The organism is Shewanella corallii (assembly GCF_023349125.1).
Classification (GTDB): Bacteria; Pseudomonadota; Gammaproteobacteria; order Enterobacterales; family Shewanellaceae; genus Shewanella; species Shewanella corallii.
Window position 1 is genome coordinate 566,061 of the sequence record NZ_JAKIKT010000001.1, and the last position, 22,157, is coordinate 588,217.

The 22,157-nt window shown below is 51.5% G+C and carries 23 protein-coding genes; 12 read left to right on the top strand and 11 right to left on the bottom strand.

Going from position 1 to position 22,157, the window contains the following annotated elements; translation table 11 throughout:
- Nucleotides 1-28: 28 nt before the first annotated feature.
- Nucleotides 29-925, bottom strand: coding sequence for a DMT family transporter (locus tag L2725_RS02415; RefSeq protein WP_249247462.1), 897 nt, complete (start codon nt 923-925; stop codon nt 29-31).
- Between the two features lie 291 nt (nt 926-1,216).
- Here L2725_RS02415 and kdsA point away from each other — a divergent pair, with 291 nt between their 5' ends.
- From kdsA to L2725_RS02435, 4 genes are all read left to right on the top strand, one after another.
- Nucleotides 1,217-2,065, top strand: coding sequence for a 3-deoxy-8-phosphooctulonate synthase (gene kdsA, locus L2725_RS02420; protein WP_249247463.1), 849 nt, complete (start codon nt 1,217-1,219; stop codon nt 2,063-2,065).
- 66 nt (nt 2,066-2,131) lie between these two features.
- Nucleotides 2,132-3,007 carry a DMT family transporter gene (locus L2725_RS02425; RefSeq protein ID WP_249247464.1) on the top strand — a complete coding sequence of 292 codons (876 nt, stop codon included), beginning with the start codon at nt 2,132-2,134 and terminating at the stop codon, nt 3,005-3,007.
- Between the two features lie 30 nt (nt 3,008-3,037).
- Nucleotides 3,038-3,295, top strand: coding sequence for a DUF2164 domain-containing protein (locus L2725_RS02430; RefSeq protein WP_249247465.1), 258 nt, complete (start codon nt 3,038-3,040; stop codon nt 3,293-3,295).
- Between the two features lie 18 nt (nt 3,296-3,313).
- On the top strand, nt 3,314-3,553 hold the full coding sequence (locus L2725_RS02435) for a GNAT family N-acetyltransferase (RefSeq protein WP_249247467.1): 240 nt from the start codon (nt 3,314-3,316) through the stop codon (nt 3,551-3,553).
- A gap of 41 nt (nt 3,554-3,594) precedes the next feature.
- Here the strand turns inward: L2725_RS02435 and L2725_RS02440 are convergent, their stop codons facing one another.
- A complete protein-coding gene (locus tag L2725_RS02440; protein WP_249247468.1) occupies nt 3,595-4,488 on the bottom strand; it encodes a ketopantoate reductase family protein in 894 nt (297 codons plus the stop codon).
- Between the two features lie 13 nt (nt 4,489-4,501).
- Nucleotides 4,502-4,870: a VanZ family protein gene (locus L2725_RS02445; protein WP_249247470.1), complete on the bottom strand. Its 369-nt coding sequence runs from the start codon at nt 4,868-4,870 to the stop codon at nt 4,502-4,504.
- 153 nt (nt 4,871-5,023) lie between these two features.
- Here L2725_RS02445 and L2725_RS02450 point away from each other — a divergent pair, with 153 nt between their 5' ends.
- The 5 genes from L2725_RS02450 to L2725_RS02470 all read left to right on the top strand — a co-directional run bounded on the left by L2725_RS02450 (nt 5,024) and on the right by L2725_RS02470 (nt 10,530).
- Complete coding sequence (locus tag L2725_RS02450; RefSeq protein ID WP_249247471.1) at nt 5,024-5,506, top strand: YajQ family cyclic di-GMP-binding protein; 483 nt, start codon at nt 5,024-5,026, stop codon at nt 5,504-5,506.
- A gap of 209 nt (nt 5,507-5,715) precedes the next feature.
- A complete protein-coding gene (locus L2725_RS02455) occupies nt 5,716-6,132 on the top strand; it encodes a DUF3302 domain-containing protein (protein WP_249247472.1) in 417 nt (138 codons plus the stop codon).
- Entirely contained in the window at nt 6,132-7,262 is a 1,131-nt protein-coding gene (locus L2725_RS02460) for an HlyD family secretion protein (RefSeq protein WP_115138000.1), read from the top strand. The genes L2725_RS02455 and L2725_RS02460 overlap by 1 nt, the downstream gene beginning before the upstream one ends.
- Nucleotides 7,263-7,435: 173 nt before the next feature.
- A complete protein-coding gene (locus L2725_RS02465; protein ID WP_249247473.1) occupies nt 7,436-8,068 on the top strand; it encodes a hypothetical protein in 633 nt (210 codons plus the stop codon).
- A complete protein-coding gene (locus tag L2725_RS02470; RefSeq protein WP_249247474.1) occupies nt 8,065-10,530 on the top strand; it encodes a M10 family metallopeptidase domain-containing protein in 2,466 nt (821 codons plus the stop codon). Before L2725_RS02465 ends, L2725_RS02470 begins: the two co-directional genes overlap by 4 nt.
- A gap of 54 nt (nt 10,531-10,584) precedes the next feature.
- Here the strand turns inward: L2725_RS02470 and L2725_RS02475 are convergent, their stop codons facing one another.
- The 6 genes from L2725_RS02475 to L2725_RS02500 form a co-directional block, all read right to left on the bottom strand.
- Nucleotides 10,585-11,232, bottom strand: a complete 648-nt coding sequence (locus tag L2725_RS02475; protein ID WP_249247475.1) for a response regulator — start codon at nt 11,230-11,232, stop codon at nt 10,585-10,587.
- Complete coding sequence (locus tag L2725_RS02480; RefSeq protein ID WP_249247476.1) at nt 11,216-14,353, bottom strand: ligand-binding sensor domain-containing protein; 3,138 nt, start codon at nt 14,351-14,353, stop codon at nt 11,216-11,218. The genes L2725_RS02475 and L2725_RS02480 overlap by 17 nt, the downstream gene beginning before the upstream one ends.
- A gap of 383 nt (nt 14,354-14,736) precedes the next feature.
- The gene (locus L2725_RS02485) at nt 14,737-16,137 is read right to left on the bottom strand and encodes an AmpG family muropeptide MFS transporter (RefSeq protein ID WP_249247477.1); all 1,401 of its coding nucleotides are present in this window, start codon (nt 16,135-16,137) and stop codon (nt 14,737-14,739) included.
- A gap of 161 nt (nt 16,138-16,298) precedes the next feature.
- On the bottom strand, nt 16,299-16,622 hold the full coding sequence (locus tag L2725_RS02490; protein ID WP_115137992.1) for a hypothetical protein: 324 nt from the start codon (nt 16,620-16,622) through the stop codon (nt 16,299-16,301).
- A gap of 155 nt (nt 16,623-16,777) precedes the next feature.
- The gene (locus tag L2725_RS02495) at nt 16,778-17,362 is read right to left on the bottom strand and encodes a peptidylprolyl isomerase (RefSeq protein ID WP_249247478.1); all 585 of its coding nucleotides are present in this window, start codon (nt 17,360-17,362) and stop codon (nt 16,778-16,780) included.
- On the bottom strand, nt 17,362-17,937 hold the full coding sequence (locus L2725_RS02500) for a YajG family lipoprotein (RefSeq protein ID WP_249247479.1): 576 nt from the start codon (nt 17,935-17,937) through the stop codon (nt 17,362-17,364). The genes L2725_RS02495 and L2725_RS02500 overlap by 1 nt, the downstream gene beginning before the upstream one ends.
- 251 nt (nt 17,938-18,188) lie before the next feature.
- Here L2725_RS02500 and L2725_RS02505 point away from each other — a divergent pair, with 251 nt between their 5' ends.
- From L2725_RS02505 to L2725_RS02515, 3 genes are read left to right on the top strand one after another with little or no spacing between them, the layout of a single operon-like run.
- Nucleotides 18,189-19,253: a DUF2804 domain-containing protein gene (locus L2725_RS02505; protein WP_249247480.1), complete on the top strand. Its 1,065-nt coding sequence runs from the start codon at nt 18,189-18,191 to the stop codon at nt 19,251-19,253.
- A 13-nt stretch (nt 19,254-19,266) separates the two neighbouring features.
- The gene (locus L2725_RS02510) at nt 19,267-20,133 is read left to right on the top strand and encodes a sterol desaturase family protein (protein WP_248934287.1); all 867 of its coding nucleotides are present in this window, start codon (nt 19,267-19,269) and stop codon (nt 20,131-20,133) included.
- Nucleotides 20,130-20,435 (top strand): hypothetical protein, encoded by a 306-nt coding sequence (locus tag L2725_RS02515; protein ID WP_249247481.1) that lies wholly within the window; start codon nt 20,130-20,132, stop codon nt 20,433-20,435. Before L2725_RS02510 ends, L2725_RS02515 begins: the two co-directional genes overlap by 4 nt.
- Nucleotides 20,436-20,456: 21 nt before the next feature.
- Here the strand turns inward: L2725_RS02515 and L2725_RS02520 are convergent, their stop codons facing one another.
- Together L2725_RS02520 and L2725_RS02525 are read right to left on the bottom strand one after the other, a co-directional pair.
- On the bottom strand, nt 20,457-20,771 hold the full coding sequence (locus tag L2725_RS02520; protein WP_249247482.1) for a zinc-ribbon domain-containing protein: 315 nt from the start codon (nt 20,769-20,771) through the stop codon (nt 20,457-20,459).
- A gap of 6 nt (nt 20,772-20,777) precedes the next feature.
- Nucleotides 20,778-22,097, bottom strand: coding sequence for a M20 metallopeptidase family protein (locus tag L2725_RS02525; RefSeq protein ID WP_283164155.1), 1,320 nt, complete (start codon nt 22,095-22,097; stop codon nt 20,778-20,780).
- Nucleotides 22,098-22,157: the final 60 nt, after the last annotated feature.

Here is a 22,157-nt window from a genome sequence, read left to right on the forward strand (position 1 = left end):
TTATCTACATTGAAGCATGGTTTTGCTGTCACGCAGCAGACTTTGGCCTATAACGGAACAGGTTTCGCAGTCGTCCCCCGGTTTGATACAGCAGCAATGACAGCAGAATTAAGCCACAGCCGAGCAGCTGATTGCTGCTTAATACTTCTCGGTACCACAGCAGGCTGAGCACAACAGTCCAGATAGGCTCCAGCAGCATAATCAGCGCAGCATTGCCTGTGGGCACAAATTTCTGCCCCAGGGTTTGCATAACATAGCGCAGGCTGGTGGCCAGCAGGGTGCTGAGGGCAAACCACACCCAGATATCGGCAGAGACCTGTGGTGGCGTGGTTTCGAAGATGGATGACATAGTCAGGCCAACCTGGCCTGTCACCATCAGCTGGATGCAGGTCAGCAGCAAAACCGGCAGACGTTGGGAGTATTTGCTGTTGATATTGAAGTGCAGCGCCAACATCAAAGCCGCGCCCAGAAACCACAGCTGACTGCTGGACTCCTGCCAGCCACCACTGAGAGACAGAAAACCCAAACCTGTCGCCGCAATGGGCAGAGATACCCAGAACACCCTGCGCGGGCGCTGTCGGAACAGAGCCCAGGCGATGACAGGAACCAGCAGCATAGACAGGCTCATAATAAAGGCGCCTTCACCCAGGGTGTCACTGATGGAAACGGCATGGATCCAGCACATGAGTGCGCCGCTTAAAATAATGCCAACACCGGCAGCGGCACGAATATCCTTGCCACTGGCAGCTTTAAGAGGCTTGTAGCAAAGGGGTAACAGGCAGAGTGAGGCCAGGGTAAATCGCAGGCCAATAAAGCCAAAGGGAGGCAGACCGGCGATCGCTTCTTTGGAAAATATCCAGCCAAGGGCGGCGATCATTGTGGTGAGAACCAGCACGAGTGTCGCTTTGTGTTCTGAGTTAAGCATAAGTACTCACAAAAAAGCCCGGGTACACCGGGTTGAGCAGGGTAAGTTAATGCAAACAAGGAAAGACAAATGACTGGAGAAGCCTTTGTTTGCTGAGTCGCGGATTATAACTATTTACCGACTTAAACCCGATGCCAATATCTTGCATAGGGTCACATTTATCACAGTGAGCTACTGAGTCAAACTTGCTGCAGCAGGCATCACACTCGGCGCGCAATTGGGGTATACTTTGCCTCCAAATCTGATTCAGTACCGATGCCGTCGGCGTCGGCCTACAAGAGAGACAGTGTGATGACCAACAAAACCATCCAGCTGGGCGCCATCGAAATCGCCAATGACAAACCCTTTGTGCTGTTTGGCGGCATGAACGTACTTGAGTCCCGCGATCTGGCCATGAGCATTGCGGAAAAGTATGTTGAAGTGACCCAGAAGCTGGGCATCCCTTACGTATTCAAAGCTTCTTTCGACAAAGCCAACCGCTCTTCTGTTCACTCATACCGCGGTCCTGGCATGGAAGAAGGCCTGAAGATCTTTGAAGAGATCAAATCTACCTTCAACGTACCTTTGATTACTGACGTACACGAGCCTTACCAGTGTGCCCCTGTTGCTGAAGTGGTTGATATTATTCAGCTGCCAGCTTTCCTGGCGCGTCAGACTGATCTGGTTGTGTCTATGGCCAAAACCGGTGCCATTATTAACGTGAAGAAGCCTCAGTTCCTGGCTCCTCATGAGATGCGCCACATCATCAAGAAGTTCAACGAAGCTGGTAACGACGAGATCATCCTGTGTGAACGCGGCAGCTGCTTTGGTTACAACAACCTGGTGGTAGACATGCTGGGGATGGATGAGATGAAGCAAACCGGTTATCCGGTGATTTTCGATGCGACCCACGCGCTGCAGCGTCCTGGTGGCCGTGAAGACAGCGCTGGTGGCCGTCGTGCCCAGGCGACGGAGCTGGCACGCAGCGGTATGGCGCTGGGCCTGGCAGGTCTGTTTATCGAAGCTCACCCGGATCCGGACAATGCCAAGTGTGACGGTCCATGTGCGCTGCCACTGCACCAGCTGGAAGCTTATCTGACCCAGATGAAAGCCATCGATGATCTGGTGAAGTCATTCGACCCAATCGATACCAGCAAGTAATTTGTTATAAGAGCCCGGTTTATCCGGGCTTTTTTATCTCTGTGTCCTACCACTCAAGGAAGATCTATGTGGATTCTATTCACCCTGATGGCGGCTTTTGCCCAGTCCTGGCGCAATGCCCTGCAAAGCAAACTCAGCCGTGAGGTGAATGCCATTGGGGTCACTTTGGCCCGCTTTATCTGGGCAGGCCCTCTGGCAGGCCTTTACCTGTTTGGCTTGTATCAATGGCAGCCGCAGCCGATTCCTGACTTTAACCCCGGGTTCTGGCAGTTTGTGGTGGGTGCCGGGCTAATGCAGATTCTGGCAACTGCTTTGATGGTGAAGCTGTTTCAACTGCAAAACTTTGCCATAGGTGCAGGCCTTGCCAAGAGTGAAGCTTTGGTGGCGGCAGTGCTGGGCACTCTGTTTTTTGGCACAAGTATCAGTGCCATGGGATGGGGCGGCGTGCTGCTGGGTACTGTGGCGATATTTATGCTCTCCAGCGTTAAGGGCTGGCGTCAGTTGTCATTGTCCACTGTCATGCTGGGGCTGGCCTGTGGCAGCTGTTTCGCGCTTACCTCCCTGTGGGTGCGTGAGGCAAGTTTAGTTCTCAATGTGCCTTTTCCTCATCGTGCTGCCTGGGTACTGCTGAGCGTTATCCTGCTGCAGACCATCATCCTGTTGCTGTACCTTGGCTGGCGGGACCGTCATACCCTGACACAACTATTCAAATATTCACGGCTTACCTGGCTTATCAGCATCAGCAGTTGTATCGGCTCCATAGGCTGGTTCAGTGCCATGGCGCTGGAACCTGTGCCCTATGTCAAAACATTGGGGCAGGTGGAGGTGTTCTTTACCCTGTTAATCTCCGGGTTGTGGCTTAAGGATAAAATCACCCTCAAAGAGGTATTTGGGCTCTTGCTGATTGCCATCGCCGGTGTCATGGTGATGTGGGGAAAATAAACGGCTCACAAACAATAGGTGATATAGGGAATGAGTGAGATAACGCTGGATAAGACAGTTAAACAGGAGCTGGTGAGCAAGCTGCAGGACTATCTTGCTGATGAGCTGGATACCGAGGCGGGGGAGTTTGAAGCCGAGTTTCTGCTGGATTTTATTGCCAGAGAGGCTGGGCATCATTGGTACAACAAGGGCCTGGATGACGCCAGAACCCTGATGATGGACAAGCTTAACGACAGTCTGGATGAGGCGGCTTTCGGTATTGATGATTTGATGCAGTCGCCTGCGTAAACCCAAAGGAGCAGAATCGTGGAAGTGATACATGAAAGCAACCACAGCCGCTTTGTGATTGTGTTGGAAGAGCATCAGGCTGAGCTGGACTATCGTCTGAATGGTCATGACGTCGACTTTTGCCGGACCTTTGTGCCGCCGGAGCTGAGAGGAAAAGGCGTGGCAGAAAAGCTGGTCAGGGCCGGGTTGACCTGGGCCAAAGCGCAGCAACTGAATATCAGCGCCAGCTGCTGGTATGTGCAAAAGTTCTTAAAGTGAGTTTCTTAAAGTGAGCTTCGAGTGAGTGTCTGAAATAACGCTCAGCGCCGAGGCAGAAGTGATTTAACTTGCTCAAGCATGCTGAGGTTTGCCACTGCCTCAAGGCCATTTGCCTGTGCACGTTTGACCACAAAGCCATTGATGGCATCAATTTCAGTTTGTCTGCCATGGGCAATATCCTGATGCATGGATGAGAAATTATTCGCGGTCAGCTTTATCACCTTGTAAACCCTTTCCAGCAGGGTGGTTTCATCCAAAACAATGCTATCGGCGGCCGCAGCCTTGACCAGCTCTGCCACTATGGCGTGAATAAGCCCGCGATACTCTTCAGCTGCCAGTGCGCCATTGCGACAATCATGTATCGCCGTCAGCGGATTGATGGCGGCATTGACCGCTAACTTTTGCCACAGGGCGGCCAGAATATCGTCGACCCACTCGCTGTTTTCTATCTTATCCAGCAAAGGCTCAACCTTGGTTTTGCCTGAGTCTGCATCGCCGCATAACAGACCGATTTGTGTCAGTCCTTTGCCTGTGTGGAGAATATGCCATAGTCCCTGTTTAAGGGCGCCCTGAGAGGTTGTGCCCAGCAGCAGACTGCGGCCATTGAGTAATGGCGCCAATTCGAGGTGCGGCCCCATGCCATTGTGCATCAACAGTATGGCGCAATCTGCAGGCAGGTCTTGCAGCAGTGGCGTGATGGCATCCAATACCTGATAGGCTTTGACGGTGACAATCAGCAGGTCAATATCATCGAGTCTTGCTTTGTCCAGTGGGCGGTATTCAGGTGTGAAGCTGTGGTGTTCATCCTTGATATCTGTATGCGCCAGCGTGTCAGGTGCAGGGCTGCGACCCAATAACACCGGCTTGTGATCTCGCAGTTGCCAGCAAAGCAGCTGGCCGATGGAGCCTGCGCCCAGAATTGCGATACGCGTCATGGATACTGTCCTGTCAGTGTTTGCAGGTTCGTACCAGGCCGGGAATCGGCATACGTGTTAACAGACGGGACAACAGGTAGAAGAGTCCCACGCCCAGCATATCGGCAACGAAGTCGGCCAAAGAGGCGCTGCGGTAGGGCAAATAAGCTTGCACCAGTTCAATCGTCAGGGCATAGCCAGCCATTAAAGGGACCAGCACAAACCAGCGGGGACGGAAGGCTTCAAAGGTGAGCCAAGATAGCAGCAGGAAGCTCCCCAGATGGCCGACTTTATCCAGATGGGGAATTCCCTGAGGGTAGGACGGGCGGGAAAACACCAGATAGCTGACGACCAGCAGGGCAGCCAACAGGGCGAATTGGAAAAAGCGACTTCTTGAAAACACAGCTATAGGGTTTGAGGGAGCCAATGCCGCCCATAATAGGCAAAGCTGACTGCGTTGTCATCAATACCGGCTACAAGTGTTCGCCATAGACTGTATCTTGTTTGGTGCCATGGTAATATTCAGCAGGTTTTGCATTTAAGAGGAAGGGGCCAAATGCCTTCATTTGATATTGTTTCTGAAGTGGATGAAGTGGAACTGCGTAATGCAGTGGACAACACCAAGCGTGAACTGGATTGCCGTTTTGACTTTCGCAATGTTGAATTTGAAGTGAGCTACAAAGATCATCAGGTCAAGCTGAGCTCTGAGTCAGACTTTCAGTGCCAGCAGATGGTTGATGTACTGCGTACCCAACTGGTTAAGCGCAAAGTAGACCCGGCCGCCATGGATGTGGAAGATAAAGTTGTTCACACCGGCAAGATGTTCACCCAAGTGGTGAAGTTCAAGCAAGGTATTGAGCAAGATGTGGCTAAAAAGCTGGTGAAAATGATTAAAGACAGCAAGATTAAAGTGCAGTCGCAAATCCAGGGCGAAGAACTGCGGGTTACCGGTAAAAAACGCGACGATCTGCAGGCGGCCATGGCACTGGTGCGTGAATCTAACCTGCAGCCATTCCAGTTTAAAAATTTCAGGGATTAATCATTCCTGTTCTGACTCAACAGCCACCTCAGGGTGGCTGTTTTGTTTTCAGCCATTCCAACCGCCTTTCTCCCCTGATAGACCATTCTCAGCAGCCCTGAAATATATCCTTATAAATATTGTGTGAAATCAATTTGTTTACATTGTTTTCAAGCGATTAACCCTGGTGCTAGTATAAAAACCACATTTCCCGTCGGAAGGATTCCGCTATGTTCCTTGACTACTTTGCCCTTGGGTTGTTGGTGTTTGTCGCACTGGTGATCTTCTACGGCATTATTGTTATCCATGATATTCCCTATGAGATCGCCAAAGAGCGGGATCACCCCCATCAGGATGCTATTCACCATGCAGGCTGGGTGAGTTTGTTTACCCTGCACGCCATCTGGCCCTTCCTGTGGATTTGGGCCACCTTGTGGCGTAAGGAGAGAGGCTGGGGATTCCAGAAGCTGGAACAGGAACAGCATGATACCCATCATAGAATGGAGCTGTTGATGGAGCAGGTGGAACAGTTACAACAGGACGTGGCTGCATTAAAAGCTGAGAAGGTTGTCCCTTCGGCGGTAAAGCCCGCGCCAATAGCCGACTCCTCCGGCAATCAAGTCGCTGACAGCAAGGAGGATAACTGATGGATCTGTTACTTATCCTGACCTATACCGCCATCTGTATTGCGGTATTCAAGGTATTCAAAATTCCTTTGAATAAGTGGACTGTGCCCACCGCCGTGTTGGGGGGCGTGGTCCTGATTGGCACCCTGATCCTGTTGATGAACTACAACCATCCCTACACCCAGACAGGTAATCAGGTGTTTACTGCTACCCCCATCGTTTCCGGTGTGCGTGGAAAAGTGATTGATGTACCTGTGATCCCCAACCAGCCTCTGAGTAAAGGCGAGGTTTTGTTCCGTATCGACCCGGTGCCTTTTCAGGCTGAGGTTGACCGTATCAAGGCGATGGTGAAAGAGGCCAATCAGGGAGCGCTCGGACTTGAGGCGGCTTTGCAGGAAGCTGAGGCGGGTAAAGATCAGGCGGTCGCCAATCGTGATAAGGCAATGCGCGAGTACGACAGGTTTCAACGCGGATTTGACAGTGGCGCCTTTACCGAGCAGGAACTGGACACTCGCAGGCAGGCATACAAGGCGGCTGAAGCTGCCGTTGAAGTGGCCAACCAAAGGGTGACTCAGGCGAAGCTGGCACTGGATTCAGAGATTGGCGGTGAAAACACTACGGTCGCCGGTCTGCTGGCACAACTGCGTCAGGCGGAATTCAACCTGGAACAAACTGTGGTTCGGGCCCCGACAGATGGCTATGTCACCCAGTTGGCACTGCGTCCAGGTATGATGGCAGTTCCTCTGCCTTTGTCTCCTGTGATGACCTTTATTCACACTGAGGAGAGGCTGTACGTCGCGGCATTCAGGCAAAACTCACTGCAGCGGCTGAAACATGGGTTTGAAGCGGAGTTCCTGTTTCGTGCCGCGCCCGGACGTGTATTCAAGGGGGAGGTGGTGGAAGTAATTCCGGCGATTGGCGAGAGCCAGATTCAGGCCCGTGGAACCCTGCTTGGCACTGAAGCGCTGCGAACCAACGGCAGGGTGCTGGTCACGTTGCGCATGACAGAGGACCTGTCCCAGTACCATATGCCACTGGGGATGGCATTTGAGGTGGCGGTTTATTCAGATAGCTTTGAGCATGTCTCCATTATGCGCAAAGTGCTTATTCGCATGAAGAGCTGGCAGAACTATCTGTACCTGGATCATTGATAACGGAAGTCTATGAGTTCGCTAAGGGTCGACCAATGTCGGCCCTTTTTTATGGCTTTGACCCGTCCTGAATATCAGAGTTTTCCTGATATCCATTTTTTCGTCGGTTCTTTAGCTTGGAGTGGCACTCTCCCATTTAGAGATTGCTTAACACCAGAAAGGAAACTGACGTTATGAGAAGAAAAACACGCTCAATGTGGTTCTCAGGTCTGTTATGTCTGCTGTGTAGTCTTGTACTGACACCTGCTTATGCCACCAAGCTTAAACCCCAGAACCTGACCTCACTGATAAAGGATGCCAACAGCATTATTATCGGCCAGGTCACCAATGTTACCGATGGTTTTAATGAAAAGGGGCTGCCCTATACCGAGGTGACTATCAATGTGGGCCGGTCACTTAAAGGAAAAATGGCGCAGAACAAGCCCTATACCTTCCGCCAGTTCGGCTTGTTGAAGCCGAGGAAAATGGAGAACGGAAACCACTATCTTGGTATTTCTCCTGAAGGCTTTCCCCGCTGGCACAAGGATGAAAATGTGATGCTGTTTATGTATCAACCCGCCAAAATCACAGGTTTTCAAACCACAGCCGGACTGACTCAGGGCAAGTTGTTGCTGGTCGCGGGTAAGGCTGCCAACAGTCACAACAATTATGGTTTGTTTGATGACCTTGAGTTCAGCAAGGTGCAGTTGACCTCTGCGGAGAACAAGATGTTGGGCAGCAGTGGACCTGCGGATTTGCAGGTGTTGACAGGTTTGATCGAAAAGGCGGTTTCAAAGCAATGGATTGAAAGAGGAGTCATGAAATGAATATCAGAAATCCTCTCTGTTTTCTCTGGGTCGGTCTGCTTGGCAGCGCACCTGTAATGGCGGCAGGGCCTCTATTTTTAACTGATGGACCGGATCCTCAGCCTTATCACTGGGATACCAGCCAGGGACCTATTCCCGTATACACAGATGGTGGTGGCGCCTTTACCTATGACTTCGATGGCGTGACGCCATTCATTACGATTGAACGCGCCAATGAGGCGACGGCCGAAGGCTTCGCCCAATGGTCGGCGGTACCGACATCCACCTTCTCTGCAGCCATTGCTGGCACGATTGAATCACAAACCGGCGTGTCGGACGTGACAGGTGCCAATGCCACTGATTTTTACAATCAGCAAAATGGCTACGGCTTCTGGGTTCTGTACGACACAGATGGCAGCATTATGGAGGACATCTTCGGGGTTAACCGTGACTCGGTATTGGGGATTGCCTTTCCTGAATGGGCCGATGATAACGGCGTAATTGTTGAGGGCACAGCACTGATTAATGGCTGGGCTGTGCGGGATACTGACCCGGATATCGATCGTTACTCCGGGGTGTTTACCCATGAGTTTGGTCATGCCATTAACCTGTCCCATTCTCAGACTAATGGCCGCCTGGTTTATGAAAGCTTCTCCTACCGGCCATTAACACCGGGTATTGAAGGCTGTGTAGACCCTGTCTACTCCTACCGGTCACCTGTGCCAGGTTTTGACACTGCTATGCCGGATGATAATGAAACCATGTACCCCTTTATCCGGGTGGATGATGACGGCGGAGCGGGTCAGGCCAGTATTGATATGCCGGACGATATGGCGGCAATTTCCGATATCTATCCAACCCCTGATTACCATACCTCACGCGGCAGTATCAAAGGTGTCCTCAGGCTCAAAGATGGGGTCACTGAGTACAGTGGTTTGAACATTATTGCCCGTAACGTTAACGACCCATTGGGGGATGCGGTTTCCGGTATGACGGGGGCATGGACTCAGGGCAAGATAGGTCCTGATGGTCGCTTCCAGATTAACAACCTGACACCGGGTGAACGCTATGTAGTGTATCTGGATCAGATTGTCAGTGGAGGATATCCCACTACGCCAATGCAGCCTGTGTCCGAGCTGGAATACTGGAACAGTGGAGAAAGCTCGGACCCTGTCAGCGACCGAGTCTGTGATGTGACTCCAATCCTGGCGGAAGCGGGTCAGACCAAACAGGCAGACCTTTACTGGAATGGCTATACGGACGGTATCCAATACACCCCTTTGGTCCAGGCTTTTGTGACAGATCTTTCCAGAAACGGCAAAGTGGCCGTAGGTACGGCAGGCTCGACGCCATTCAAATGGGAGCGAGATACAGGCTTCAGTCTGATTGGTGAGGAGGGAGAATTCAGCACCTCTAATGTGGCCGTTGATGGACGGGGCAGAGACTTTCTGGTCGGCGGCGCTGATCCTGACGGTAATGGTATAGGTGAGCCGGCAATCTATCGGGAAGGTCTGGGAACCATACTGCTTGGGGATCTAAACGGTAATACTTGTGGTGGCGGTTCATCATCCGGTTCGAGTGCTGCTGTGCCATGGGCCATGGACGACTATGGCAGGACTGTTGTGGGTATGGCCTATGTGGATGCTGACGGTGATGGCAGTTGCCAGCGTCAGGATGGCTCTGAGATTTTTGCCTACAAGTGGACTCCCAAGTTCGGTATGAAAAAGTTGTCTACCGAAGGCCTTAATTTGCGAGGCTTTACCCGGGCCCAGGGCGTTTCCGGTAATGGTCAGGTGATTCTGGGCATTAACAGCTTTGGCCAGGCCATAGGTTGGTACCGTGACAAAGTTTACGATCTGTATGCCATGGTGGGTGCCACTGATGCCTATGCCAACAGCAGAGATGGTACCAAGGCGGCATTAACTACCCGCAATGGAATTGTGCTGTGGAATCCCAAGAGCCGCAGCGAGCCATTCACCGATATTGGTGGTCTGAGATATTGCTATGATCTGCCCTATGACTCATTCGGGCGTAACTTCTGTGAGATGGACCTGAATGGAGATGGCGTGGTCGATACCGATGACTGGGATTATATCTTTGAGCAGGAGGGAGCTGTACCGACCCTGGTGTTTGATATGTCTGATAAAGGTGATGTCATGATTGGCCGGGCCGGCAGTTTCTTTAACGGTTTCTATGGCGCTTTGTATCTGGAAGGTATTGGCTGGATGAATATGGATGACTTCCTGGAAAAGCAGGGGGTGATTGAAGCCAGAACCCTGGGACTTCAGAATCCGCTGGCACTGGATGGAAAGGGTAACACTCTGGTAGGGGGCTTACCCGGAGTGGTCTTTACCTGGATTCTGGATATGGACAAGGCCTTTGTTTGTAAGGATGGCCGCGACCGTGAGGTATCCTTCCCAAGACAGATGGTCAAACAGGTGCAACGTGGCGCTTTGTTGGGCCGTTGTGAACATCAGGGTTAACTCGAACTGAAGCCCTCACAATATTAACCGACCCAAGTGGTAGCGGGTCGGTTATTAAAGTTCTATCAAGCCATTGGCAATGGCGATTTTTACCAGTCCCGCCACATGCTTTACGCCAACCCGAGCCATCAACTGGGCTCTGTGGGTTTCAACGGTTTTACTGCTCAGGCACAGGCGCTGTGAAATATCCCGGGTCGATAATCCTTCTGCTATTAACTGCAGAATTTGCCGTTGTCTTGGGGTTAACATCGCCAACATGTTGTGTTGGTCTGCAACCTGTTGGTAATGGGACACAGTTTCGGGATCGATTGATTCACTGAGATAAAACTCCCCTTGCATTACATGGTGGATGGCCCCTGCCAATTCATCAAATGCAGCGTCCTTAATCAAATAGCCATCCACGTTTACCACCCGGGCTTTGGCGACATACTCAGGTGCAGAATGCATACTCAGGATCAGCACTTTAATTTCCGGATAGTCGTGCTTGATCTGCTGGGCCAGTTCGATGCCATTGAGTCCGGGCAAAGTGATATCCATCAGGACAAGTTGGGGCTTGAGTTTGCGAACCAAAGGCATCACGTCCACCCCATCGCCACAGGCATCGACCTGCCTGACCCAATCCATGGTTGAGAGCAGGGCAATGATGCCCTCCCTGACAATCTGGTGGTCGTCGACCAACAGCAAGTTATTGATGGTTTTCATAAGGGATACGTATCTCCAGTCGGGAGCCACAGCCTGGTTTGCTCATTATGTTTATGGTGCCGCCAAAGCCTTCTACTCTCTCTGTCATTGAGATGAGTCCCAGATGTCCGGGTGAGTGGTGTCTGGCTTCTTCCGGGTCAAAGCCCTTGCCATCATCCTCCAGAGTCAATATCAACAGCTGGTCACTGGCGGCCAGTGTCAGGATGACTGAGCTGGCATCTGCGTGGCGCTGGATATTGTTGAGGGCCTCCTGAATAATCCGAAAGATCCCACTTTGTAGTGATTTACCCAGAGGCGGCAGTGGCGATATCGCCAGTTTGATGTTGAATTGACTCAGTTTGGAGAGGCTGGCCACATGGGATTTGATAGCGGATTCCAGTCCCATCTCATCCAGTAGCGGCGGGCGCATCGACAGGGCGACATTGCGCACCTGGTTAATCATTCTGTCGATTAGCTTAACGCCCTCGTCCAGCATGGAAACCTGCTGTTTTTTCCTTGCCAGTTGCAGGGTAAGTTTGGTGGCGGTCAGGTTCTGCCCCAACTCATCATGCAGTTCCCTGGATATTCGCAGTCGTTCAAGTTCTTTGGCGTGGCTGAGGGCATTGTTCAGCTTGCGCAGCTTTTGGTTGGCCAGATTCAGGGCCTGCTTATGCTCTTCACTCTGTGACAGCGCATGCTCTTTTTGCTTTTGCAATTTCTCCAGCCGGATATTTTGCTGCCTCAGCCTGTAGGTCCTGATGTGGTGCCAGCTGAAAAACAGGGTCAGGAATAATAGTGCCAACATGGCGAGGAACCAGGTTTGTTGCCAGAAAGGTGGCGTGACCATCATGTTCAGGATAGGGGACTGTTGCCATTGGCCATACATATCCCTGGCACGAACGGTTAATTGATATTCGCCGCCGGAGAGGTTGGCAAAGGTGATAGTGGATTGATTGCCTGTATCTATCCAGTCACCGCCCCGCTGCAACTGGTAGCTGTATTCATGGAGGTGGCTGGAGTAGTCCAGCATGGCATAGCTGATGGTAAAGATATCATCGTGGCGGAAGTTAAGTTGTTCCGATGACTTGAGTGGCGTCAGCCAGCGTTTGGTCAAAGGGCGGTTTAACAACTTAAGTTGAGTGAACTGCAAGGGGAGTTTTTCAGGGACTTTGAAACTTAGCCCTTTAGGTAAGCTGAAAAGGCCGTTAACCGTACCCAGCAGTATATCCTGGTTGCGGGGCAGAGCGGCTCCGGCATTGAAGTCCAAAGGGGGAACGCCTGTATCCGCGCCAAAGTGGATCATTTTTTGGCTCTGTGGCTGTAACAGGCTGAGTCCAGCATCACTGGTAATCCAATATCTGTCTTCAGACTCCTGAGCTATGCCCATGATACTGTCGCTGACCAGCAGATTTTCTGAGCCGTAATGGGTCAGGGCGATCTGCTTTTTATCCTGTGTAATGGCGTAAAGCCCGCCGCCATTGGTGGTTAGCCAAACTGTCCCGTCGTCAGCCCGATACAGGCTGGTGGTCTTGTCCGCATGGGAAGTGAGCTGTGGGTACACTTGAGGATCCAGCCAGTGGCATTGCCAGGGCTCAAGTTGGCACAGGGTTAAGCCGTTGGAGCGGGTAGCTGTCCAGAGGTACTGATCATCTATCAGGAGCAGATCCCTGATGTAATCTCCCCTTAGCTCGCCATTTTGATAGGGGGAGTGAATAAACTCTGTGCTGCCGGTTGGCAGAAAGGAGAGGCCATCACCTCCAGTTCCGACCCAGAGGCCGATGGAGGACTCTGCCAGCCCGGTAATATAGCCCTGTCCTATGGAGCTGGGGTTCTCCTGCGAGTGGCGGAAATGGAAAAGCTCTCTCCCATCACTGTCCAGCTTAAGTAGTCCCTTGGTTGTGCCCAGCCACCAGTCACTGGAAGCCGATTCCAGCAGCGAAGTGACTCCCGCACGGGGATGCTCTGCATCAGGCTGAGGGACGAGACGATTCGCCTGTGTGAGCATTTGAGCCCCCCCACCAAAGCTGCTGATGAGTGTATCTGAGCCATTGCTTGCTGGAGAAATGGCGAGGATGTTCTGATATCTGAGAGACTCTTCCTGGTCGGGGCTCCCAAGTTGCTGTAGCTGCAAGCTCGCCAAGCGCATCACATATACGCCAGCCCCCCATGTTCCGACCATCAACATATCCTTATGCCGGGTAATGCACAGCTGCGGTAGCGCGGGTAACTGGCCATCCTGTCCAACGCTTTTATCTGACAGCGGGGTGAGGGTCAGCGTATTCACATCCAGTAGCCACAGACCTTCAGACATAGTTGCCAACAGTAGCTGGTGGTCATTGAACGGCTGCAGGTTAGGGAACACCTGGCCTATGGTGGGAAGGCTAATCTCTCTGTATCGGCCGGTTTTACGGTCAAATCTGAGTAAGCCATTGCGGGTACCAATCCAGACATAGTCAGGGGTGGGGAGTATTGCCAGCACATCATCATGGAGTGGTTCACCGGTTTGGCCTGCCGGACGCAGGTGTTCAAACTTCTGGCTGCCGGGGGCGAGATAATTGACGCCACCTCCTATGGTGGCTAACCAAAGACCATCGGAGTCATCCCTGAATAGTCGGTAAACATAGTCATGGCTGATAGAGCCGGGATTATTATCGGCAGTGAAACGCTCAAACTTGCCGGAAGCGGTCAACCTGTTAAGGCCGATTTGGGTCGCGACCCAGATGTCACCGTTAGTCATCTCAACAAGGTCGTAAACACTGTCGTAGCTGATACTGGTTTGGTCGGCGGGGTTGTGCCTGTATTGGGTAAACTCAAAGGTTTGTGGGTCAAGACGGTTTAGACCTGCGGTATTGGTCGCCACCCAGAGGGCACCATCGCGGGTTTGATAAAGCTGCCTGATATCATAGTCACTGATGGAACCGGGTTGAGTGTCATCGGGAATAAACTTCTCGACCCGTTTACCATCGAATCGATACAGACCTTCCCGGGAGCCTACCCACATCATGCCTGTCTGATCTATCAAAATGGCAGTGACGACTGATGGGGTTAATCCTCTTTCCTGAGCAAAGGGGATAAAGTTTGCGATTGCGAAGCGGGGATAGATGAGTAAAACAATCGATATCAGGAATATTGTTTTAAGCATCACATGGCTTGGGTGCTTACCGGAGGAAGCACTCCGAAAGGATAATGTTAGTTGCCAACCTCTGAGAAGGTAATGGCGCATGATATTTGCCCTTTTATGCGCATTTATTGATTTTTTATTCCCTTGGGTACAGGTTACCTCGCTTTCTGATTCTTTTTAAGGTTTTCGTGGTATTTTGTGCTGTGAGTTTGCCGTTATTTGGCTGATTCGTTGTTTTGAGTAACTGGTTTAGGTGATTTGGTTTTGGGTCTGAATGGTTTTCTTTGCTCCCGGCAAACACAAAGCAAGACTGAACAGCAATATTATCAGGTGGATGGAAGAATATGCGCTGCCCACCATATGAAAAAACCGGCCTTGGGCCGGTTCTTTGCTCATTGTGACTGCTATTGTTCTGCTTTGATATCTGTACTTTCAGCTTGCTCATCTTTCTTGGTCGCGGGAAACCTTCTGTTAACCATTGAAATTAATATCAATACCGGGAATCCAATCAAGCTGCAGGTAATAAAGAAGCTAACGTAGCCAAAGGCATCCACATATTCTCCAGAGAAACCGGCCACAAACTTGGGGAACAGCAACATAATTGAGGAGAGCAGGGCGTACTGGGTCGCGGTATGGCCACTGGATGTCAGGCTGGACAGATAGGCAATAAAAGCTGCAGTGGCGATACCAGCACTGAGGTTGTCCAGTGCAATAGCCACTGTTAGCAGTGATACGTTGTAACCCACCCAGGCTTGCAGGGCAAAGGTCAGGTTAGTGGTGGCCACCAATAAGGCGCCGAGGAAGAGTATCTTCATGGTGCCATATTTGCTCACCAGCAATCCACCAACAGCGCCGCCTACCAAAGTCATAATCAGGCCATAGACCTTGGAGAGAAAGGCAATCTCTTCCTTGGAGAAGCCCATATCCACGTAGAACACATTGGCCATAATGCCCATCACGATATCGGAAATTCGATAGCAGGAGATCAGGGCTAAAATCAGCAGCGCATGCTTACCATAGCGTTTGAAAAAGTCGGCAAATGGTACCACTGCGGCACTGTATACCCAGGACAGGCTACTCGCTGCCCACATAGGGTACTTCTCTGCGAGTCTGTTTTTCAGCTTAAGTTCTTCGGTCTCAGCTTCCCGGGTATCAACTACAGGCTCTGTGGCAAACAGTGTGGTAATCAGTCCCACAAACATCATACCCGCCATGGCCATGTAGGCGGTTTGCCAACCCATCAAAGAGTAGCTGCCATCTTCAGGTGAGGCCCATGCGGCTATGGTCAGCGCGCCTGCGGTAGCGAGGATCATGGCAGAGCGATAACCGATCTGATACGAGGCTGCCAAGGCTGCCTGCATCTTTTCGGGGGCCGAGTCGATACGGAAGGCATCTACGACTATGTCCTGAGTTGCAGAAGCAAAGGCGACCAACAGCGCGAACAGTGCCATGGCTGTGATGTTTTGCTGTGGGTCGCTGTGTGCCATGCCCAGAATTGCCACCACCAGAGTGGATTGGGCCAGCAGCATCCAGCTTCTGCGACGCCCCAGCCAACCGGTTAACAATGGTAGCGACAGTCGGTCAACCAATGGGGACCATATCCACTTGACTGCATAGGTCAGGGCAATCCAGCTGAAATAGCCAATGGCGGCACGGTCAATGCCTGCTTCACGCAGCCAGAATGAAAGAGTGGAAAATACCAGCATTAAGGGCAGGCCGGAGGAAAAACCCAAAAGCAGCAGAATAAGGACTCTGCGGTGGCAATAAACGGAGAGGGCCTGTTTGACCTTAAGGGCAAACGACATAACAAATCCTGACGGTGATAAGGTGTCGATAGCCTAACGCAAACTGTCGACAAATGTGATGATTAAAAAGAAAATCAGGAATATAAAATGGCCCGTCATTTAGACCGGGCCATTGTTCGGCAGATAACGTCGAACCCATCTTCCATAGGGTTACTGCTGAATCAAGGTCTGCATCCGATGCAATTGTTAGGTGGACAACGACCACCGAGACTCAGGTAATCACAATAGTCATCAATCTGTACCCGTAGATACTGATTACCGCGAATTACCCAGTCTGGCCATTTGTCGAAGCTATGCAGCAGGTGCCAGAACACTCTCTCCATATCTGACTGCGCTTCACCCTGGTAATCGTGATACTGCCACTCTTCCAGAGTGTCCCATAGGTAATGCTGGATCTCGTCAAAGTGAATCTGATCCTTCAGAAACGCTTTGCCATAGAAAGCCAGCTGGGGCGCTTTTTTATCGATGAACTCGTCACGGGTCATCGTTTCGCCTCCTTATTGTTTGCAGCTGGGCTGCAAAATTCAGTATAGGAGGATGAGCGCGACTCTCCATTCCGAAATATGACAAAACATGTAATATCGTTACTAAGTATGACTGTCAGATCAAAGATCGTTGTCGCTTAATACTCAGGACTGAATTACTCCTCCGACAACAGCGTGGCTTTCTTCAAAATCACCGGAGCCAGCGGTACATCTGGCCAGCCCAATGTCTGATTGTAACCGGTCGCAACCCCGGACATCGCCTGCAGCACATCCATGCCTTCAGTGACTTCACCAAATACCGCATAACCCCAGCGGCGGGGGGATGGATCCAGCTTGGTGTTGTCAGCCACATTGAAATAGAACTGACGGGTGGCAGAGTGGGGGTTATTGTCCCTTGCCATGGCGATAGTACCCGGTTGGTTGGACAGGCCGTTGCCTGACTCGTTGACGATAGGGGTTATGCTTGGCTGCTCTGCAAATTCCGGATTCAATCCGCCACCCTGAACCACAAAGTCAGCAATAATACGGTGGAAGACGGTGTTGTTATATTCGCCTTTGACCACATAGGTCAGGAAATTATCGACTGTGATGGGGGCGCGTTTTCTATCCAGTTCCACCACTATGGTTCCCATGCTGGTTTCCATTTTTACCATGGGGTAGAGGTTGTCCTTTTGAATATCGACAGCCAGCGCGCTCTGGCTGGCCAGCAGCAGGCTGAGTGCAGCAATCCATTTGCCCATTACAGATCTCCATTAATTAAGAATTGATTGATCTCACCATCTTGAATAATGGCTGTGGTGATCTCTGTCATCAGTTTGTTCAACTCCAGCTCAAGACTGGCAAAATCGGCACCCATTGGTCCGGTTTTGCGCCCTTTGGTGACAAACTCTTTGGCCAGGGTTTTATTGCCATTGGTTGCCAGTACTTTAATTGCTATCTGGGTATTGGCTTCGTAGTCGAAGGTGGACTCTGTCACCAGGGTGAGCATGCGATCCAGCTCTACATGCATGGTGCGGGCGCTGGCCGGGTCGACCTGATAACCGGCTTCGCTGAAGCCTTTTCTCAACATGGCCTCCAGCTGCGCTCTGGGGGAGTCAGACGGGCTGATCAGGCGGGCGGCGCCATCTCCTTCTTCAAACTTGACCACATAGTTGGCGGTTCGCAGATCTTTGGTAGAAATACTCAGAGGCAGATTCTGCCCGGTTTGACGGGCAATCGTGTCCAGTTGAGGATCCAGCACTATGTAGTTGGGAGTTTGACTGGCACAAGCGCCCAGCATAAGTGCGCCCGCTAAGGTTAAGATGACTGATTTCATGGAATTTCCACTGCCGATAAAAATTTCAAAGCATTGAGGATATCAGAATTTAATGATTCACAAATAACCCGGGGATAGATCTGTCCGGTTAATCGGGAGGTATATCAATGTGCTGTTGCTGAGATTTTTTGCGGTGTACCTGAACCATTGGGGCGTTATGCAACTTTATTTTAACAAGACGTCCGCCAAGGGGTTTTTTGTTATTCGCCTTCAGGTTAGAGTAAAAATTCAACTTTTTACTTTCGCCAGTTATGACAGAAAAATCAGAGGGCAACCCGACTCAACCCGGCAAGGCTCCACTGCAGACCCAGAAACCGCCTGAATCTCTGATAGATAACAGAGGCCGCCCCTGCTTTGGCTATTTTGATGGGCCGGTCACCTATATGGCACCGGACAGGTTTGACTATCGCAATGTGATGGATAAACCCGCTTCAGCCTGGTCACGTCATTTCCACTATAAACAGTTCCAGTTTGTCTCTGTCGTCACCAGGGGCTATGTACTTGGCATGGCATTGGCGGATATCCGCTATCTGGGTTCTGGCTTTGCTTATCTGCTGGATATCCGGGCCAACCGATTGACTGAGATTAACTGGCTAAAGCCAAAGGGGGGCGACTATCGTACCACGCCTTCTCCGGTAACCGGCCAGGGTCATATTCGTGGGGGCAAAGGTGACCTCAACTTCTCAATTGAAGATGGGCGCTGGCGGGTACGTTTGGATAGCGAGGCTGTCAGGGCCGATATCAGCCTTGAGGCTCCAGCGCTGGGCCTGCCGTTGGCGATTTGTAATCCCACTGGCTATAACGGCTGGACCTATACTCAGAAACACAATGGTCTTCAGGTTACCGGATTACTGGAGGTGGAGGGCGAACGGGTCTCGCTTGATTCAGCGCTGGCGGGTTATGACTTCTCAGCCGGTTATATGAGACGGGACACCAGTTGGCGCTGGGCATCCATAAATGGCGAAGTGGATGGCAATACCCTGGGGTTGAACCTAGCTGCCGGGGTCAATGAAACCGGCCTCAACGAAAATGCCTTTTGGTTCAACGGTGAACGCCACCTGCTGGGGCCGGTACAGTTTGAGTTTGAGCGCTTGAACCCGGATTCCCCCTGGCGAATTTACAGCCTGGACGGGCGGATAGAGCTGAGTTTTCATCCCAGAAATCGTCGCGAGGAAAAGCTCAATCTGTGGCTGCTCAGAAGTAATTTTCGTCAGTTCATCGGCCATTTCAGCGGCCGTATTATCGATGGCAATGGCCATTGCCATCAACTGAATAACCTGGTCGGGTTGACCGAAGACCACTACGCCCGTTGGTAGTGGGCAGGAGATTTTGAATATGGAGATTTTACTGCAACACCCGGATTGGCTGCTATTGGCCCTTGCTCCAGTATTTCTTGCGGCCATGGTGCTTGAATGGCGGTTGGGGATAAAGCGTGCGCTGTTGCCTGCGTCGGCAGAATACCGATGGCAGGAAGTGGCCTGCAATATCACGCTGGGCGCATTGCACCAGCTCAGTGATCTCTTGTTTGGTCTGTTGATCCTTAAACTGTATTTTGCGGTGTTTGACTGGCGCCTGTTTGATATTCAAATGAATGTCGGTTTCTTCCTGCTGCTGATGCTGGCACAGGACTTTTGTTACTACTGGTTCCATCGGGCCAGCCACAGAGTGCGCTGGTTCTGGGCGGCACACTCTGTCCATCACAGCTCAGAAAATATGAACTTCAGTACCGCATTCCGTCAGAGTCTGATGTATCCGGTGGCTGGAATGTGGATCTTCTGGGTGCCTCTGGTCATAGTCGGGTTTCCGCCAAACTGGGTCGTGTTCTCTGTACTGTTGAATCTGGCGTTGCAGTTTGTGATTCATACTCAGTGGATCAAGAACTTTGGAGTCTTTGACCTGATCTTCAACTCGCCTTCCCACCACAGGGTGCACCATGGACGTAACCCCCAGTACATAGATCAGAACTATGCCGGGGTGTTGATTATCTGGGACAAGATGTTCGGGACCTTTGTGGCTGAACAGGAACCTGTGGATTATGGCATTACCAAACCTGTGAACAGTCACAATCCCCTGAAAGTGACCTTTATAGAGTGGCGGGATATGTTTGCTGAAGCCTGTGCTCCCGGTATTGGTTGGAAACAAAGGTTGGATGCATTTATCGCTCCACCGGCCGCTCCCAAAGGAGAGGATAAGTGAGCCGGAAAATACTTTGCGTTTTATGGATGAGTATGGGGTTAACGGCGTATGCAACACCTCCTGAGACCCGCTGTAACTTGCCGCAAAGTGGCATGAGTCCGGAACAGGCTGAAATGCTGGGGTCCTGGGTGTTGGAACAGGAGTTTATGTCCGGGTGCGTTACTGAAGAGTTAGCGGATCTCTGCGAAGCCTATTGCCCTGAAACGAATGGCGCTTGCGATGATAACTGGACCCGGGGCTTAAATCTTTCTCAGTGGCGTTCTGTGTATCAAGGCTGCTTGGCTCCCAGCTCAGACGACTAATAGCTAACTGGCAGTCTTGCATCAGGGTCTGATGCGGCTGCGGTGTTGCTCTTTGTCGATGAGCGCTTCGAGCTCAGCCTGATTGGCGTCGTTATGGTTGTCGACCTCCAGCAATGCCTTGCCAAACTCCCGGGGCAACTTCACCGGATCATGACACTGTTCACACACCAGAAGGTAATCGGGTGTGAAGCGCCATACTGGAATAAATAACAGCGAGGCCTTTTCGATCTCCTTCCACAAATGCCACTGGGTGACCTCATTACAACGGTGACAATGAGTCTCCAGCAGTGGCATTAAATGCTCATGCTGCTTGTCCATTCCGATAATAAACAGCACCTGATGTTACCTCTGTTGGTTGAAAAGTGAGATTGCACTGTGGGTCATGGCCTTTACCCCTGTGGGAATAGCGTTGACATAGTCGGGGGCAAATTTACTCGAGTGCAGTGAGGGTAAAGTCTCACCACTTTGCATTGCCCGGGAATACGATTTGGGTTCCACCGCACCCAGCCAGAAAATGGTTATGGGCAGCTTATCCTCTGTGCGGCCAAACAGGCCAAAATCTTCGCCCGCCATCACAGGCAATGTGTCTTCTACTTTATCCATTCCAATAGCCTTTTCAATGGCCTGTCTGACTTTTGCTGTTTGTGCCGGGTCATTGTAAGTGGAGGGGATAGATTCCGATTGATGCACTTTGACCCTGGGATAGAGCTCGGGTGTCAGGCCCGCGCTCATGGCGATACCTGCGGTCAGACGCTTGAGAGCCGCTATCTGGGCGTCGCGGACCTCCGGGTTGTAGCTTCTCAGGGTGAGTTGAAGCTTGACCTCATTGGAGATCACATTGTGCTTGGTACCACCGTGAATAGAGCCCACTGTGATAACAGACGGCTCCAGTGGCGATAACTCCCGGCTGGTAATGGTTTGCAGCCCCAGCACTATGCGTGATGCCAGCACTATTGGGTCAATGGTGGTATGAGGGTAAGCACCATGTCCACCTTTGCCAAATACACTGATATCAACTGAGTCCACGCTGGCCAGGGCATATTCAGGTTTGATGCCTACAGTGCCAGCAGGTAAGTTGGCGCTGACATGGAGAGCCAGAATGTGGTCGGGTTTGGCAAACTTTTCAAACAGGCCGTCAGCCAACATGGCTTTGGCACCAGCACCGACCTCTTCTGCCGGTTGAGCCACCATCATCAGAGTTCCCTGCCAACTGTCTTTATTGGCAATTAGTTGACGGGCGGCGCCGATAAAGCTGGTCATGTGAATATCGTGACCGCAGCCATGCATTACTCCGGAACTTTGTCCCGAGGGCAAAGTAATCTTCACCTGTGAAGCGTAGGGCTTGCCGGTCTCCTCGGTAATCGGCAGCGCGTCGGTGTCGGCCCGTATCATCACAGTGGGCCCCTCGCCGTTGGCATAAAGGCCGACAACGCCGTAGCCACCGACCTCTTTAGTCACGTCGAACCCCAGTGCTTCAAGTTGCTTCGCCAACTTATTACCCGTTTGCCGTTCCTGAAACGAGAGCTCAGGGTGCTGGTGAAGATTCCGATAAAATTGCTCCAGAAACTGCTTGTCATTCTCCATATCCAGCGTAGGAGAGGCGGCCAGTCCCAGACTTGAGGTTAGCGCCAGTGTCGTCCCCAGAAAGTATTTGAAGATCATTTGTAGTCCCTGATGTTGTGATGTTTTTGTCACTATTTATGAGTACATATCACATTATTT

What these genes read in the sequence shown, in the direction of transcription:
- L2725_RS02470 (WP_249247474.1), top strand. Translation starts at nt 8,065, where the DNA reads ATGAATATCAGAAATCCTCTCTGTTTTCTCTGGGTCGGTCTGCTTGGC.
- L2725_RS02505 (WP_249247480.1), top strand. Translation starts at nt 18,189, where the DNA reads ATGACAGAAAAATCAGAGGGCAACCCGACTCAACCCGGCAAGGCTCCA.
- L2725_RS02425 (WP_249247464.1), top strand. Translation starts at nt 2,132, where the DNA reads ATGTGGATTCTATTCACCCTGATGGCGGCTTTTGCCCAGTCCTGGCGC.
- L2725_RS02485 (WP_249247477.1), bottom strand. Translation starts at nt 16,137, where the DNA reads ATGTCGTTTGCCCTTAAGGTCAAACAGGCCCTCTCCGTTTATTGCCAC.
- L2725_RS02490 (WP_115137992.1), bottom strand. Translation starts at nt 16,622, where the DNA reads ATGACCCGTGACGAGTTCATCGATAAAAAAGCGCCCCAGCTGGCTTTC.
- L2725_RS02525 (WP_283164155.1), bottom strand. Translation starts at nt 22,097, where the DNA reads ATGATCTTCAAATACTTTCTGGGGACGACACTGGCGCTAACCTCAAGT.
- kdsA (WP_249247463.1), top strand. Translation starts at nt 1,217, where the DNA reads ATGACCAACAAAACCATCCAGCTGGGCGCCATCGAAATCGCCAATGAC.
- L2725_RS02495 (WP_249247478.1), bottom strand. Translation starts at nt 17,362, where the DNA reads ATGGGCAAATGGATTGCTGCACTCAGCCTGCTGCTGGCCAGCCAGAGC.
- L2725_RS02430 (WP_249247465.1), top strand. Translation starts at nt 3,038, where the DNA reads ATGAGTGAGATAACGCTGGATAAGACAGTTAAACAGGAGCTGGTGAGC.
- L2725_RS02450 (WP_249247471.1), top strand. Translation starts at nt 5,024, where the DNA reads ATGCCTTCATTTGATATTGTTTCTGAAGTGGATGAAGTGGAACTGCGT.
- L2725_RS02440 (WP_249247468.1), bottom strand. Translation starts at nt 4,488, where the DNA reads ATGACGCGTATCGCAATTCTGGGCGCAGGCTCCATCGGCCAGCTGCTT.
- L2725_RS02415 (WP_249247462.1), bottom strand. Translation starts at nt 925, where the DNA reads ATGCTTAACTCAGAACACAAAGCGACACTCGTGCTGGTTCTCACCACA.
- L2725_RS02480 (WP_249247476.1), bottom strand. Translation starts at nt 14,353, where the DNA reads ATGCTTAAAACAATATTCCTGATATCGATTGTTTTACTCATCTATCCC.
- L2725_RS02455 (WP_249247472.1), top strand. Translation starts at nt 5,716, where the DNA reads ATGTTCCTTGACTACTTTGCCCTTGGGTTGTTGGTGTTTGTCGCACTG.
- L2725_RS02460 (WP_115138000.1), top strand. Translation starts at nt 6,132, where the DNA reads ATGGATCTGTTACTTATCCTGACCTATACCGCCATCTGTATTGCGGTA.
- L2725_RS02500 (WP_249247479.1), bottom strand. Translation starts at nt 17,937, where the DNA reads ATGAAATCAGTCATCTTAACCTTAGCGGGCGCACTTATGCTGGGCGCT.
- L2725_RS02475 (WP_249247475.1), bottom strand. Translation starts at nt 11,232, where the DNA reads ATGAAAACCATCAATAACTTGCTGTTGGTCGACGACCACCAGATTGTC.
- L2725_RS02465 (WP_249247473.1), top strand. Translation starts at nt 7,436, where the DNA reads ATGAGAAGAAAAACACGCTCAATGTGGTTCTCAGGTCTGTTATGTCTG.